Source organism: Rhodococcus sp. WB9 (assembly GCF_007558985.1).
GTDB classification, from domain to species: Bacteria; Actinomycetota; Actinomycetes; order Mycobacteriales; family Mycobacteriaceae; genus Rhodococcus_F; species Rhodococcus_F opacus.
Genome location: NZ_CP041769.1, coordinates 4,827,521 through 4,841,392, shown reverse-complemented (window position 1 = coordinate 4,841,392; position 13,872 = coordinate 4,827,521). Strand labels below are relative to the sequence as shown.

The window sequence follows — 13,872 nt, the reverse complement described above, 5'->3', positions numbered from 1 at the left end:
TCTGCGGAGGTTCGCCCCGAAGTGGGGGCGGGAGGCGAGGTCAGGCCTTCTCGCCGGTCGACGGCTCGAGGGACGGGGCTTCCGACTCGACGGGCGTGTCGTTCTCGGCGTCGATCCGGTGCAGATCGCCTGCGGCCTCTGCCGCGCTGAGACGCGAACGACGCCAGGCGACGACCAGCAGTCCGGCCCACACCGCAACGAGAGCGAGGTACCCGAGGGTGGCGGCGACGCCGGTGACGTCGAATGTCTTGAACAGCTTCTGCGCGTTGGTGATGATGATGATGCCGCCGACACCGGTTCCCAGAAGGGTTGCGGGCACCCGGCTGACCAGCCAGGCGGCGAGCGGTGCGGCGATGATGCCGCCGAGAGCCAGCCCCGCGATGATGGGGATGTTGTCGAAGAAGTCGCTGCCGAGACCGAAGATGAACCCGATGCTGGCCGCGGCGGACACCAGGAACTCCGACGCGCTGACCGAACCGATGACGGTGCGCGGTGCGGTCTTGCCGCGCGAGAGCAACGTGCTGGTGGTGATCGGCCCCCAGCCGCCGCCGCCGCTCGCGTCGATGAATCCACCGAACAGGCCGAGCGGTGACAGGAACTTCGCCGTGTGCGGTGACGTCCGAGCGTCGTTGACGGCGGGAGGGCGGATCGAGAAGCGGAGCAGGACGTACACACCGATCGCCAGCAGGATCGTCGACGTCACGGGGACGGCGGCGGCCGTCGACAACTGGGACAGCACCGTCGCACCGAGGAACGCGCCGATGGCGCCGGGGACACCCAGGCGCAGGACGAGGGCCCAGTCGATGTTGCGGAACCGCCAGTGCGATGCGCCGGAGGCGAGCGTCGTACCGACCTCGGCGAAATGCACTGCTGCGCTGGCGTGTGCCGGTCCGACGCCGCTGAACACGAGCAGGGTGGTCGCAGTCACGCCGAAGGCCATGCCGAGAGCGCCGTCGACCAGCTGGGCACCCACGCCGACCAGCGTGAAAATCAAGAGCTTGAACATCGAGACTCCGACCGAGAGAGCGAACCGTCAGGGCAGCAAAGACCAGCGAGCAGGCTGGTCAGCAACATCCCTGGTCGAAGGCATGGCCTCGGCGGGAGGGCCAGAAGGGCATGAGGGCGAGCGAGGCCGCGGGGCCTGCCTGCGCGCTCGTGCCGTTCACTCGGACTCCCACATCTCTCGTCGCATGCGCGGCCGTCCGCGCACAAGGTTCGACACTAGCTGGAGGGGTGGGCGCGTGTCATCTTCACACGCGCCCAACCGCTCACAGTTTTCGCGCAGAGATCTCGAAGCCCGCGTCGCGCAGCCGTGTGACCAGGACGTCGCCGAGTGCCGTCGCGGGGGTGAGGACGCCGGCCGAATCCGGCAGTGCGTCGCCGCCGAGGACGAGGCTCAGCGCGGATTCGCCGAGCATCACCGCGGTGGCGCTGTATCCGGGATCGCCCTTCGCCTTCACTCGCGACGTGTAGCGCGCGCCCGTGGTGGTGGTCGTGTACACGTCGATGGTGAAGTGGCCCTTGCGCTGCGCCTCTTCGCTGGGGCCGTCGCCCGGTGAGGGCAGAACGCGGTCGAGGACGTACCGGGTGGGCGGGAGGGCCATTCCGACGATCAACCCGCCGAGGCCGGCCGCCACCGCACCCGCGATCACCGGTGTGATCGGGGAGCTTCCGACGTTCATGACCTCGCGGTACTTGAACTCGCGACCGTAGGCCCAGTCGCGGAGCGCGTTGCTGCGCCGCACGACCCGGGTGTTGTAGGGACCCATGAAGAACGGGGCCTTCCACCCCTTCAGGCCGGGTGCGATGTCCTCGCCGTTGACCACGCTCATGTCGGACTGCTTGCCGAGGTCCGGTTCCTTCGAGCGGTCGGGGCTCAGCGAGTACGGCGACGCCGCGAGATGCCGCGACGCCGGATTCTTCTTCGACACGTCCACCTGTGTGCGCAGCGAATCGATCGTGCCGCCGCTGACGCCGCCGCGCACGGACGTGACCACCAGGGTGGTGTCGGTGAGTTCGCCGGCGCCGTCCTCCCGGACCTTCTCGTACAGGACGTGCACCCCGAGGTCGGACGGAATGGAGTCGAACCCGCAGGAGTGGACGATCCGGGCGCCGGTCTCGCGGGCCCGATCGTGGTTGGCGTCGATGCTCTCGCGGGCGAACAGCACCTCTCCGGTGAGGTCGACGTAGTCGGTGCCCGCCTCGGCGCATGCCGCGGCGAGGGCATGTCCGTACTTGGCGTACGGCCCGACCGTCGTCGCGACCACCCGGGTGCGTCCCGCGAGGGCTGCGAGCGACGCGGCGTCGTCGGAGTTCGCGACGATGACGGGCCACTGCGCCGCGCGCGGACCGAGCGAGGACCGCACCGCTTCGAGTTTGGCGGCTGTCCGCCCCGCGAGCGCGATCCGCACGCCGTCCGGAGCGTGCTGTACGAGATAGTCGGCGAGAAGTTTGCCGACGAAGCCGGTGGCCCCGTAGACGACGAGATCCAATTCACGTGCGCTGTCTGTCATGGCACGACCCTACTCGGCGGTAGGGAAGCGGGAGCTCAGACTCCGGTACCGGGGTGGGTGGGGGCGAGGGGTACCCGGGTGCGGAGCCGCAGGACGACGTAGCCGACCCACGAGGTGACGACACCGAGCGCGACGAGAGTTTGGATCGCTCCCGCGGCGGATTCCGGGTAGACGACCCCGGTGAGGTAGTGGGAGATGAACCCGGACGAGGGGAGCGGGTCCTGCCCGGCGCGGACCCGGGCCCAGCTCTCCAGGTGGGTCAGCGGGCAGTCGATGCCGACGAGGAGGCCGGTGAATCCCCAGGCCACCGCGGCGAGGTGGAGGGCGATGGTGCGCGGCCAGTGCCAGGCGAGAAACCCACCGCACACGACGTAGAGGATGAAGATCAGGTGTGCGACGGCAGTGGCGTCGGCGACGACCTCGTAGAAGACGCTCCCCATCGATGCACCCCTGACATCCGAATTTCCCCCATACGCCATCGTAGGCGTCGCCCGGCCGGGTACGCCGGGTAACGGGCTCAGGCGGTGCCGCGCACGTCTTCCTTGACCACCAGGATCGGAATGTCGACCTCGAGAAGGAGGCGTTGCAGCCATCGCTCCAGGAGGAACTTGCCGATCGGGGACATGCGCCGGGTACCCACGACGAGCAGATCCGCGCCGCTGCTGTCGACCAGCGCGCGCAGAGCGCTCACCTGATCACCGTCGTGCTCGTTGGTGCGCAGCTCCCACGACGACTCGCCGACCCCGCCACTCTCGAGCGTGGCCTGGATCTCGGCGCGCAGGGCGGACCGGTCGGACTCGGCGTCCTGGCCGGGGTCGTCGTCGAGGACGTGGAGGACGAGCAGCTGTTCCCGTCGTTGCACAGCCTCACGGGCGGCGTGGACGATGGCCGCCCGGCCTTCCGGGCTGTCTCGGTGGACAACGGCTATCGCCATGAAGCGCCTCCATTTGCAGGTATCGGTACGACCCCTATTATCCCCGTGCCGGAGTGTGCTCCGGCTGTGTCGATGCTCTCGTACGGAGATCCGAGCGGTGCTCGATCACCAGGGTGAGGGCTCGTAGTCCTTCAGGAAGCAGCCGTGCAGATCGACGCCCTGCTCGCCCTGGACGATCGGGTCGTAGACACGGGCGGCACCGTCGACCAGGTCGAGAGGGGCATGGAAGCCCTCGTCGGCCAGGCGCATCTTGGTGTAATGCGGCCGCTCGTCGGTGATCCACCCGGTGTCGACCGCGGTCATGAGGATGCCGTCCTCGAGCATCTCCTTGGCGCTGGTGCGGGTGAGCATGTTCAGCGCGGCCTTCGCCATGTTGGTGTGCGGATGCCCCGGACCCTTGTAGGCGCGGCTGAACTGGCCCTCCATCGCGGAGACGTTCACCACGTACTTGCGGCGGGCGCCTGCCGCCGCCATCGCGGGCCGCAGCCGGGACACGAGGATGAACGGGGCGACCGAGTTGCACAACTGCACCTCGAGCAGCTCGATCGGGTCGACTTCCTCGACCGTCTGGACCCAGCTGTTCGTGTGCGCGAGGTCGGGCAGGAGTCCGCCGGCGTCGATCGCGAGACCCTGGTCGATGCGATCTGGGGATGCCGACTTCGCGACCAGTGCGAGCGAACTCACCGCGTCGGGGGACAGTGCGGCGCCCGCCATCGCGGACACGTCGGACAGTGAACCGGCGAGTGCCGCCGGGTGGGCGTCGCTCGTCTTGCCGAACGTCAGGACGTCGGGCAGGTCGCCCGAGGGAAGGGCCCCGGACTCCGCGTCCGCCAGCGCGCTGTAGGCGCCGGGGGAGCGTCGCACCGTCTGCGCGGCGTTGTTGATCAGGATGTCCAGCGGGCCCTGCGCGGCAACGGAGTCGGCCAGCGCGACGACCTGCGCCGGGTCGCGCAGATCGATACCGACGACGCGCAGCCGGTGGATCCACTCGCTGCTGTCCTCCATCGCCTTGAACCGGCGGATGGCGTCGTTGGGGAAACGTGTCGTGATCGTCGTGTGGGCTCCGTCGCGGAGCAACCGCAGGGCGATGTACATGCCGATCTTGGCGCGACCGCCGGTCAGCAGTGCCCGGCGGCCGGTGAGGTCCGCGCGCGCGTCCCGCTTGGCGCGGCTCCTGGCCGCGCAGTCGGGGCACAGCTGGTGATAGAAGGCGTCGACCCGGGTGTAACGCTGCTTGCAGATGTAGCACGGGCGGGGCCGGATGAGGGTGCCCGCGGATGCGCCGTCGGCGTTCGACGTGAGCGGGATGCCCGCTGTCTCGTCGTCGATCCGATCGGGGGAACCCGTCGCGGTGGCGGCAACGACCTGACGGTCGGCCTCGGAGACGGCGTCGCGGGCCGCGATCCGCCTGCGCTTCTTCAACTTCTTGAAGAGGTGACCGACTGCGCGCTGGACCGTGACGGAGTCGGGATCCGCGTCGTCGAGTTCCGCCACCTGATCGAGAACCTTCAGGCAGATCTCGAGATCCGCCGGATCGATCGTCGTCGTTGTTTCACCCATCGAACTTCGCCCTCTCACGAAGAAGGCCCCGGTTCGATGAACCGGGGCCTTTTCGTCTGTCTCAACTCAGAGTGTCCGAGGGGGGACTTGAACCCCCACGTCCGTTAATAGGACACTAGCACCTCAAGCTAGCGCGTCTGCCATTCCGCCACTCGGACTTGCCTGCCCCCATTTCCTGGGTGCTGCAAAAGATTAACCGATGAACCGCCACGGCCCAAATCGCCCCTCTCACCTGACCGTTTCCGCTGCTGCGGTGGTAGGAACGTGGAGTGCCAACTACACAGGAAACCCCAGGCCAGGGTCGCGCCGAAGCCGAAGTCGTGGATCTCGTCAGTTCACTGATCCGCTTCGACACGTCCAACACCGGAGAGCTCGCCACGACGAAGGGCGAACGCGAGTGTGCGGAGTGGGTGGCGGCCCAGCTGCAGGAAGTGGGCTACGAGCCCGAGTACGTGGAGTCGGGTGCACCGGGCCGCGGCAACGTGTTCGCCCGGCTGAAGGGCTCGAACCCCGACCGCGGCGCCCTCATGCTGCACGGCCACCTCGACGTCGTTCCCGCCGAGCCCGCCGACTGGCGCGTCCACCCGTTCTCCGGAGCCGTCGAGGACGGTTACGTGTGGGGGCGCGGCGCCGTCGACATGAAGGACATGGTCGGGATGATTCTGGCGGTCGCCCGCCAGTTCAAGGCCGAGGGAATCGTTCCTCCTCGCGACCTCGTGTTCGCCTTCGTCGCCGACGAGGAGGCCGGTGGCAAGTACGGCTGCCAGTGGCTCGTCGAGAATCGGCCCGATCTGTTCGAGGGTGTCACGGAAGCGGTCGGTGAGGTCGGCGGTTTCTCCCTCACCGTTCCGCGACCGGACGGCACCGACCGCAGGCTCTATCTCGTCGAGACCGCCGAGAAGGGTCTCGGATGGATGCGGCTGACGGCCAAGGGCCGCGCCGGGCACGGCTCGTTCCTGCACACCGACAACGCCGTCACCATCCTGGCGCAGGCAGTCGCCCGGCTGGGTGCGCACACGTTCCCGCTGGTCATCTCCGATTCGGTGGCCGAATTCCTCGAGGCGGCGGGTGAGGAGACCGGACTCGACTTCGACCCGAAGTCGCCCGACCTCGACGGCACCCTCGCGAAACTCGGCACCATCGCCAACATCGTCGGCGCCACCCTCCGCGACACCGCGAACCCGACCATGCTCTCGGCCGGCTACAAGGCCAACGTCATCCCGCAGACCGCGGAGGCCGTCGTCGACTGCCGGATCCTGCCCGGCAGGCAGGCCGAGTTCGAGGCGACGGTCGACGAGCTCATCGGGCCGGACGTCCAGCGCGAATGGATCACGAAACTCGACTCCTACGAGACGACGTTCGACGGACATCTCGTGGACGCCATGAACGACGCGATCCTCGCGCACGATCCCGGTGCCCGGACCGTGCCCTACATGCTGTCGGGTGGCACCGACGCCAAGGCGTTCGCGAAGCTCGGCATCCGGTGCTTCGGGTTCGCTCCGCTGCAGCTGCCCGCCGACCTGGATTTCAGCGCGCTGTTCCACGGTGTCGACGAACGGGTACCGGTCGACGCACTACTGTTCGGTACACGCGTGCTGGAACATTTTCTGCTCCACAGCTGATCCGAGAACCGATACGCGACAAGAGAGGAACCGCATGTCACACGACCCGTACGAGGCACTTCCCGACCTGCCGAGTTTCGAGTTGACCTCCACCGACGTCACCGACGGGCAGCCGCTGAACAAGGAACAGGTCAGCGGAATCTTCGGCGCCGGCGGCCACGACAACTCACCGCAACTGTCGTGGTCGGGGTTCCCCGCAGAGACCAAGGGCTTCGCGGTGACGGTGTACGACCCCGACGCGCCGACGGCGTCCGGATTCTGGCACTGGGCGGTCGCCAACATCCCGGCCGACACGACCACGCTGGTGAGCGGCGCAGGCGACGACGACGGAACCGGGCTGCCGAGCGGTGCGATCACGCTGAAGAACGACGCCGGATTGCGTCGTTTCCTCGGCGCGGCCCCGCCGGAAGGGCACGGACCGCACCGCTACATCTTCGTGGTCCACGCGCTCGACGTGGAGACTCTCGACGGGGTCACCGCCGACTCGACGCCGGCGTTCCTGGGTTTCAACCTGTTCTCGCATGCGATCGCTCGCGCGAAGATCCAGGGGACGTACGAGCAGTAGCTCGGTAGCTGAAGGAAGACACGGGTGGCCGGCGAATCCTCGGGATTCGCCGGCCACCGGTCTGTGTACGGTCCGTGTCAGCGCACGGCGCCGGCGCCGACCGCATCGGCGACGGAGGAGTAGCCGGCCTCGCGCACCTTCCGGGCCAGCCCCTTGTGGATGCGGCGAGCCCAGAACGGCCCGCCGTAGATGAAGCCGGTGTAACCCTGCACGAGGGACGCCCCGGCCAGGATCCGTTCCCATGCCTGGTCGACCGTCTCGATGCCGCCGACGGAGATCAGCACCAGGCGATCATCCACCCGCGCGTGCAGGCGGCGGAGGACCTCGAGCGATCGTTCGGCGACCGGCGGTCCCGACAACCCGCCCGCGCCGATCGCGGACACCTCGTCGTCCGGGGTGTTCAGCCCGCCCCGGCGGATGGTCGTGTTGGTCGCGACGATGCCGGCCAGGCCGAGTTCGAGCGCGAGATCCGCGACCGCATCGACGTCGTCGTCGGACAGGTCGGGGGCGATCTTCACCAGAACCGGGACGGTCACGCAGTCGAGAACGGCACGCAGGAGAGGCCGGAGAGATTCGACGGCCTGCAGGTCCCGCAGTCCCGGTGTGTTGGGTGAGCTGACGTTGACCACCATGAAATCGGCCAGCGGGCCCAGTAGTTGCGCGCTCGCCGTGTAATCGGCCGGGGCGTCCGCGGCGTCGACGATCTTGGTCTTGCCGATGTTCGCGCCGATCGGGACACCGGCCCGGCGCTGACGAAGATGATTGGCGGCATTGCCTGCGCCGTGGTTGTTGAAACCCATCCGGTTGATCAGGGCACGGTCCGCGGGCAGCCGGAACAGCCGGGGAGCCGGGTTGCCGGGCTGGGCCTGGGCGGTGACGGTGCCCACCTCGGCGAACCCGAAGCCGAGGGGACCCCACGCGTCGACGCCGGTCGCATCCTTGTCGAACCCGGCGGCCAGACCGAGCGGCGCCGGGAAGTCGAGTCCGAAAACGGTGTTCCGCAGTACCGGATCGTCCACGACGAGAACCTTGCCGACGAGCTGACGCAACGGCGAGAACCGCGTGACCAGGCGCATCGCAGCGAAGGCCAGGTGATGAATCCGCTCCGGAGGAACGCGGAACATCACCCGTAGGAGCAGGTGGTACAAGGAGGTCTCCCTAGATTGCGGGGTCGGGGACATGGTGAGCGGTCTTCCTTCGTTTGAGCAGCACACGGCGGCTGCCGTCGGAGTACAGGCGGACCCGGGACAGCTCCCAGCCACCGAACTCCGCCTGGATGGCCAACCTCATCGAAGCACTGATACGGGTGACGTCGGGTGGCAGCCGGAGCGGCACGTACTCGAAGTCCTCGGATTCGATCTCCCACCCGGAGGGGAGTCGACGTGAATGCGATGCCATCTACGAACTCCTCGTCGGGATCTGCTGCAGGCCGTCTCCCGTCGCGGAACCGATCAGGAGGTCACCGTTCACGGTATCCACAGTGACAGAGTTCGGCTGCCGGACGGTGGGATACCGTGCCGTTTCCACGCCCACACCGCTCGACAGGTCGAATCCGACCACTTCGTTGGTCTCGGTCAGCGTGACCCACGCCCGGTCGGCGGTGTCGTCGTAGGCGACGGCGTACGGCGCGAGCCCGGCGGGGAACCGCTGGCGGAGCATCAGTGTGTCGGTGGTGTAGGCGAGCAGTTCGTCGCCGGTTGTGTCGGTGACGAGGATCCGTCCGTAGTGATCGGTCGTGAGCTGCGTCGCACCTTCCCCGGCGCGCAGCGCGACACCGAGCGCGGAAGCGGGGACGTCGACGGCGGTGACGGACGTCTGACCACGGTCGAGAGCGGTGAGTGAGTCGCCGACGACGGCAAGCCCGTCGACCGACGTGAGACCGCCGATCACCTGTGACTCGTTCGTGTCGGTGTTCACGATGTGAATCTCGCCATTGCCCAGGCCCATCGCCAGCCGCCCGTCGGGCAGTTGGGCGACCGACCGGACGTCGCCGTCGGCCGGGACGAACACCAGCTCGCCGGTTCGCAGGTCCAGGCGTCCTACCTGCGTGTTCATGGCGAGTAACGCCACACCGCCGGGGGCGAGGGAGACCTGGGCGACGGTGTCGTCCAACGGAATCACCCGCGGAGGCGCCGTGAAATCCCCCGCCGGGAACAGCAGGACCTGGTTGCCTTCGCCGCTCAGGACGACGGTCGTGCGGGTCTCGCGGTCGAATGTGGTGGACTCGATGGGCAGTCCGACAGGGTGGACGACACCGGCAGGCGTGGTGTTCTGGGCCGGGGACTGTGCGGCACTCGCGGGCGCGATCGTGATCGCCTGATCCTCGTCGGAGTTCGACGAACAGCCCGTGACCAGTAGAAATGCCACTCCGATACACGAGGCGACGACGCGCGCTCCCGGTCTACCCATGTGCTGCTCCTCGGGGTTCTCTCATCGACCTACACTTGTACAACTGCCCACAAGCATCCCTGATCCGCGAAACGCCCACGAATGCGGTCGGTGCCGAGCGGGTGCCGAGGCGATACCGTGAGAAACATCGACCCCGCGCCCGGCGGTCTTCCGATCGCCGGCCCAGGTCATCGAGGAGAAGACCGTGGAAATACCCGAAACACCGACGTTCACCGTCGAAGACATCTCGGTAGGACCGCACGCACACGGCTTCGGCCGGACCGCAGAAGGTAACTCCTACGCATTCCGGGTGCGCAAGAGCACGATGCACGTCGAGGTCTACCGCGCCGACGTCGAAACCGAGGTCCCGGCTCCCGACGACATCGTGGCGTCGGCGCGACGTTCGGTCCGGGAGATCGACCTGACCGATGAGCGCAGCATCGTCGCCGTCGTGCGAGATGCCGTGTCCGATCCCGATTCCCACGTGGCAGGGCCGGAGGACGGAATCACCGTGCGTGCGGTGCTCAGCCGCCTCGGCGCGGTCATCGACGGGCTGTGAACCCCGCGGTCTAGCGCTGATCGCGGCGGGGGAGGACGAGGGTCGCACCGGTCACCGGATGCTCGATGACCTCGACGGGGTGCCCGTACACCCGGGTCAGCAATTCCTCGGACAGGACGTCGCCGGGAGGTCCGTCGGCGGCGACGCGTCCCTGCTCGAGGACCACGATCCGGTCCGCGTACGCGGCGGCGAGCGCGAGGTCGTGGAGGACGACCACCACCGCGGTGCCCTGCTCCGCACGGGAGCGGGCGAGCCGCATCACAGTCTCCTGGTGGCCGAGGTCGAGGGCGGCAGTGGGCTCGTCGAGCAGGATCGTCTCGGTGCGCTGCGCGAGCACCCGCGCCAGTGCCACCCGGGCACGCTCGCCCCCCGAGAGCGCCGTGAACGGCCGGTCGGCGAACGCCACGACGTCGCAGATCCGCATGGCCTCGGCGACGGCGGTGGCGTCGTCGTCGGAGCGGGGCGTGCGCGCCCACGGTGAGCGGCCCATCGTGATCACCTGACGTGCGGTGAACGAGAATCCGACCGTGTTCTGCTGGGGGAGGACCGCCCGGCGCTGAGCCATCTCGAGCGCCGTCCAGTCGCCGAGGTTCCGGTCGTCGAGGTGCACGGTTCCCGAATGCACGTCCTGATCGCCCGACAGCGCCGCGAGGAGCGTCGACTTGCCCGCCCCGTTGGGGCCGACGAGAACGAGGACCTCCCCGATCCGCACGTCCACGGACACCTCCGCGAGCACGGGCCTGCCCCCGCGGGTGACGGCGATGCCGTCCGCCCGCAGCGTCACGGCCCCCGAGGAGCGCGGCGGCGGCACCGGGTCGGTCCGCCGGAACAGGCTCTGCTCGATCGCCTCGCCGATGCGGGTGCGGAGCGGGTGGAATGCCGGACTCATGCCCACCCGCCCTGGCTGGCCCGGGTGCGGCGCAGCAACCAGAAGAAGAACGGCCCGCCAACGAGGGCCGTGAGCATGCCGAGCGGGAGGTCCGCGTTCGCCACGAGCGACCGGGCGCCCAGGTCGGCGAGGAGCAGCACGAGCGAGCCGCACAGCGCGCTCGCCGGAATCAGGGCCCGGTGGCCCGGCCCGACGGCGATTCGCATCAGGTGCGGGACCACCAGTCCGACGAACAGGATGATGCCGGTGAAGGCGACGCTGGAGGAGACGAGCAGGGCGACGATCAGCACGGCGATCTGACGCAGCCGCTCGACGTCGAGGCCGAGGTGCCGGGCCGCGCTCTCGCCGAGGGACAGCAGGTCGAGTTTCCCGGCGATCATCATCGTGGCGGCGATCCCGACGACCGTCATCGGCGCCACCACTGCGACCGCGTTCCAGGTGGCCCCATTGAGGCTGCCCAGTTGCCAGAAGACGATCTGATCGCGCGCCGCGGGGGACGCGACGAACGTGAAGAAGGCGATGAGGCCGCCGGCGAACGCGTTGACCGCCACACCGGTGAGGACGAGGGTGACCACCTCGGTGCGGCCCTCGTGCCGGGCGAGGACGTAGACGGCGACGGTGGTGATCAGTCCGGCGACGAAGGCGGCCGCGGCCACCGTCCACCCGGCCGCGAACGCGCCGCCGACCACGATGGCGGCGCTGGCGCCGACCGCGGCGCCGGCCGACACCCCGATGACACCCGGTTCGGCGAGCGGGTTGGCGAACACACCCTGCAGCAGCGCACCCGCGCATCCGAGCGCCGCCCCGACCAGGATGGCGAGGACCACCCGCGGGAACCGGACCTCCCACAGCGTCACCTCACCGCTGGGGTGCGCGGGCATCGGTCCGAGATCCAGTCCGACGCGGTGGAGGATGCTGCCGAGAACCTCTCCTGGTCCGGTCGGCACCTGTCCGATGCAGGCCGAGAACACGGCGGCGACAACGAGGGCGATCAGCAGGCCGCCGAGGACGGCACCGGTTCGAGTGCGTGAGGAAGGCTTACCCGGAGCGCGGAGGTCTTCGACGGTCATGGATTGGCGGTCGGGTAGACGGCGTCGGCCAACGCGCCGAGAACACGGCCCGTGTTGGGGCCGAAGCTGAGCAGCACCCCGTCCTGCATGTCGACGACGCGCTGATTCTTTCCCGCCGGAGTCTGCGCCACCCCGGGAATCTTCTCGAGTCCCTCGATGCCGCCGATCGATTCGAGCCCGCCCGTCATCATCAGGAGGACGTCGGGGGCGGCGGCGATCAGGGCCTCGCTGGTGATCGGCGCGAACTGCTGCGTGATGCCCGAGGCGGTGCCGGCGTCGACGGCGCCGAGCGCGTCGATCAGCGAGTCGGCACCCGAGCCCGGGCCGCCGATCATGGTGATCGCGGTGCCGCGCAGATAAAGGAACGCGATCTTCAGCGGCTCGTCGCCCTGCGGGGCGCGACTCCGGGCGGCCGCGATCTCACTCTCGGTGCGGGCCGCGAGTTCGCGGCCCTGCTCGGGCACACCGAGCGCATCCGCCACCGCCGTGATCTGGCCGGGCACACCCTCGAGCGTCCGCGTCGGATCGAAATAGACGACCGGAACTCCGGCCGCCCGCAGCTGATCCTGCACGGCCTGCGGTCCGATGCTGGTGTCGGTGAGGAACACCGTCGGCGCCAGGTCGAGGATGGCCTCGGCGTTGAGGGACTGCCCGCCGGGGGTCACCACCGGCACGTCCTGTGCGGCGGGGAACTCGGATGCGATGTCCCGGCCCACCACGTTGTCACCGAGTCCGAGCGCGAAGACCGTCTCGGTGAGCGTTCCGTAGCGGTCCGCGGTCACGATCCGGCTCGCGTCCGTGATCGTCACGTCCACCCCGTCGAAACTGCGGACCGTGACGGGCAGCACCGGCGTGGCGGGGGACGCGAGAGGTTCGGGATCGAGGTCGTCGAGGACCGCCGTGCGCGCACCGCCGGTGCCGCCGGCACTGTCACCGGCGCCGGACGTGCACGCCGACACCGCCACCGCGGACACGAGAAGCAGGACGAGAACGGCGAACAGCGACCTGTCCGTGCGGGCGCGGGACACCGATCTCATCGTGCGCGGTACCGGTCGATGTCCGCTTCGAGGGCGGCGAACAGGTCGCCGTTGAGACGGTAGGCGAGGTTGACCTCGTCGATCACCCGTTCCTGATCTTCCGGGGTCAGGGGCGCGGCGTCGAGTTTCGCGCGGTAGGTGTCCTTGAACACCTTCGGTTTCGGGATCTCGTCGAAGATGTAGAACTGCAGGCCGTCGGTGGTGTACCCGTAGGCGCGTTCGAGCATGCGCCGGATGATCTGCCCACCGGACAGGTCTCCCATGTACCGGATGTAGTGGTGCGCAACGAAACCGGCGGGCCACCCGTACGCCACCTCGCGGAGCCGCTCCACGTAGCGGGTGGTGGCGGGCAGCGCGGACACGGTCTCGCGCCACGACGGCCCGCGCAGGAACTCGAGATCCGCTTCCAACGACGGGACCCGCAGCAGTTCGTCGTGGAGAAACGGCGACGCGACGGGGTTGCCGGTGTGGGTGCGCCCGGCGTCCTCGAGTTCACGGTAGACGAGGTACGTCTGTGCGAGCAGTTCGGCGTAGCCGTCCGAGGTGAGTTCACCGGCGAGGAGGGCCCCGACGAACCGGGACTGCTCGGTCTCCCGGTGAGCGGCGTCCGTCCCGGCCTTGATGCGCTCGGCGAAGCCGACGGTTCGGCGGTCGGCCGCGTCGGCCTCGTTCAGCGTGGTCATGGACTCTCCTGCAGATCTACGGGCATCGGCCGGTGGGCACCAGGTTAGTCTG

Annotated in this window: 15 protein-coding genes and 1 tRNA gene; 3 read left to right on the top strand and 13 right to left on the bottom strand. The window is 68.8% G+C overall.

Annotated elements, in window-relative coordinates; translation table 11 throughout:
- Positions 1 to 40: 40 nt before the first annotated feature.
- From FND50_RS22455 to FND50_RS22430, 6 genes are all read right to left on the bottom strand, one after another.
- Entirely contained in the window at positions 41 to 1,006 is a 966-nt protein-coding gene (locus FND50_RS22455) for a sulfite exporter TauE/SafE family protein (RefSeq protein ID WP_005243104.1), read from the bottom strand.
- 262 nt (positions 1,007 to 1,268) lie between these two features.
- Positions 1,269 to 2,513 (bottom strand): trans-acting enoyl reductase family protein, encoded by a 1,245-nt coding sequence (locus tag FND50_RS22450; protein ID WP_144287166.1) that lies wholly within the window; start codon positions 2,511 to 2,513, stop codon positions 1,269 to 1,271.
- Positions 2,514 to 2,548: 35 nt separating this feature from the next.
- Entirely contained in the window at positions 2,549 to 2,953 is a 405-nt protein-coding gene (locus FND50_RS22445; protein WP_144287165.1) for a DUF2784 domain-containing protein, read from the bottom strand.
- A gap of 77 nt (positions 2,954 to 3,030) precedes the next feature.
- Positions 3,031 to 3,447, bottom strand: a complete 417-nt coding sequence (locus FND50_RS22440) for a universal stress protein (protein ID WP_005243098.1) — start codon at positions 3,445 to 3,447, stop codon at positions 3,031 to 3,033.
- 105 nt (positions 3,448 to 3,552) lie between these two features.
- Positions 3,553 to 5,007, bottom strand: coding sequence for an SDR family oxidoreductase (locus tag FND50_RS22435; RefSeq protein WP_144287164.1), 1,455 nt, complete (start codon positions 5,005 to 5,007; stop codon positions 3,553 to 3,555).
- Between the two features lie 72 nt (positions 5,008 to 5,079).
- A tRNA-Leu gene (locus FND50_RS22430) sits at positions 5,080 to 5,165 on the bottom strand.
- 111 nt (positions 5,166 to 5,276) lie between these two features.
- On the opposite strand from FND50_RS22430, the gene FND50_RS22425 reads away from it, so the two are divergent.
- Entirely contained in the window at positions 5,277 to 6,629 is a 1,353-nt protein-coding gene (locus FND50_RS22425) for a M20/M25/M40 family metallo-hydrolase (RefSeq protein ID WP_144287163.1), read from the top strand.
- A 34-nt stretch (positions 6,630 to 6,663) separates the two neighbouring features.
- A complete protein-coding gene (locus FND50_RS22420) occupies positions 6,664 to 7,194 on the top strand; it encodes a YbhB/YbcL family Raf kinase inhibitor-like protein (RefSeq protein ID WP_144287162.1) in 531 nt (176 codons plus the stop codon).
- Between the two features lie 77 nt (positions 7,195 to 7,271).
- Here FND50_RS22420 and FND50_RS22415 read toward each other — a convergent pair whose 3' ends face one another.
- The 3 genes from FND50_RS22415 to FND50_RS22405 are packed head-to-tail and all read right to left on the bottom strand — an operon-like array spanning position 7,272 to position 9,603.
- Positions 7,272 to 8,342, bottom strand: a complete 1,071-nt coding sequence (locus FND50_RS22415; RefSeq protein WP_144287161.1) for a quinone-dependent dihydroorotate dehydrogenase — start codon at positions 8,340 to 8,342, stop codon at positions 7,272 to 7,274.
- A 10-nt stretch (positions 8,343 to 8,352) separates the two neighbouring features.
- Entirely contained in the window at positions 8,353 to 8,592 is a 240-nt protein-coding gene (locus tag FND50_RS22410; RefSeq protein ID WP_005243088.1) for a DUF5703 family protein, read from the bottom strand.
- A complete protein-coding gene (locus FND50_RS22405) occupies positions 8,593 to 9,603 on the bottom strand; it encodes a YncE family protein (protein WP_144287160.1) in 1,011 nt (336 codons plus the stop codon).
- A gap of 184 nt (positions 9,604 to 9,787) precedes the next feature.
- On the opposite strand from FND50_RS22405, the gene FND50_RS22400 reads away from it, so the two are divergent.
- Positions 9,788 to 10,141 (top strand): hypothetical protein, encoded by a 354-nt coding sequence (locus FND50_RS22400; protein ID WP_005243085.1) that lies wholly within the window; start codon positions 9,788 to 9,790, stop codon positions 10,139 to 10,141.
- A gap of 10 nt (positions 10,142 to 10,151) precedes the next feature.
- On the opposite strand, the gene FND50_RS22395 is transcribed toward FND50_RS22400, so the two are convergent.
- Genes FND50_RS22395 through FND50_RS22380 form a run of 4 tightly spaced genes read right to left on the bottom strand, consistent with a single transcriptional unit; the run spans position 10,152 to position 13,820 of the window.
- Positions 10,152 to 11,030: a heme ABC transporter ATP-binding protein gene (locus FND50_RS22395; protein ID WP_144287159.1), complete on the bottom strand. Its 879-nt coding sequence runs from the start codon at positions 11,028 to 11,030 to the stop codon at positions 10,152 to 10,154.
- A complete protein-coding gene (locus FND50_RS22390) occupies positions 11,027 to 12,100 on the bottom strand; it encodes an iron ABC transporter permease (protein WP_144287158.1) in 1,074 nt (357 codons plus the stop codon). The genes FND50_RS22395 and FND50_RS22390 overlap by 4 nt, the downstream gene beginning before the upstream one ends.
- Positions 12,097 to 13,137, bottom strand: a complete 1,041-nt coding sequence (locus tag FND50_RS22385; RefSeq protein ID WP_144287157.1) for a hemin ABC transporter substrate-binding protein — start codon at positions 13,135 to 13,137, stop codon at positions 12,097 to 12,099. Before FND50_RS22385 ends, FND50_RS22390 begins: the two co-directional genes overlap by 4 nt.
- Positions 13,134 to 13,820 carry a heme oxygenase (biliverdin-producing) gene (locus FND50_RS22380; RefSeq protein WP_144287156.1) on the bottom strand — a complete coding sequence of 229 codons (687 nt, stop codon included), beginning with the start codon at positions 13,818 to 13,820 and terminating at the stop codon, positions 13,134 to 13,136. Before FND50_RS22380 ends, FND50_RS22385 begins: the two co-directional genes overlap by 4 nt.
- Positions 13,821 to 13,872: the final 52 nt, after the last annotated feature.

Coding starts and splice junctions, on each gene's coding strand:
- FND50_RS22420 (WP_144287162.1), top strand. CDS start 6,664: ATGTCACACGACCCGTACGAGGCACTTCCCGACCTGCCGAGTTTCGAG.
- FND50_RS22390 (WP_144287158.1), bottom strand. CDS start 12,100: ATGACCGTCGAAGACCTCCGCGCTCCGGGTAAGCCTTCCTCACGCACT.
- FND50_RS22440 (WP_005243098.1), bottom strand. CDS start 3,447: ATGGCGATAGCCGTTGTCCACCGAGACAGCCCGGAAGGCCGGGCGGCC.
- FND50_RS22380 (WP_144287156.1), bottom strand. CDS start 13,820: ATGACCACGCTGAACGAGGCCGACGCGGCCGACCGCCGAACCGTCGGC.
- FND50_RS22410 (WP_005243088.1), bottom strand. CDS start 8,592: ATGGCATCGCATTCACGTCGACTCCCCTCCGGGTGGGAGATCGAATCC.
- FND50_RS22435 (WP_144287164.1), bottom strand. CDS start 5,007: ATGGGTGAAACAACGACGACGATCGATCCGGCGGATCTCGAGATCTGC.
- FND50_RS22445 (WP_144287165.1), bottom strand. CDS start 2,953: ATGGGGAGCGTCTTCTACGAGGTCGTCGCCGACGCCACTGCCGTCGCA.
- FND50_RS22395 (WP_144287159.1), bottom strand. CDS start 11,030: ATGAGTCCGGCATTCCACCCGCTCCGCACCCGCATCGGCGAGGCGATC.
- FND50_RS22405 (WP_144287160.1), bottom strand. CDS start 9,603: ATGGGTAGACCGGGAGCGCGCGTCGTCGCCTCGTGTATCGGAGTGGCA.
- FND50_RS22385 (WP_144287157.1), bottom strand. CDS start 13,137: ATGAGATCGGTGTCCCGCGCCCGCACGGACAGGTCGCTGTTCGCCGTT.
- FND50_RS22450 (WP_144287166.1), bottom strand. CDS start 2,513: ATGACAGACAGCGCACGTGAATTGGATCTCGTCGTCTACGGGGCCACC.
- FND50_RS22455 (WP_005243104.1), bottom strand. CDS start 1,006: ATGTTCAAGCTCTTGATTTTCACGCTGGTCGGCGTGGGTGCCCAGCTG.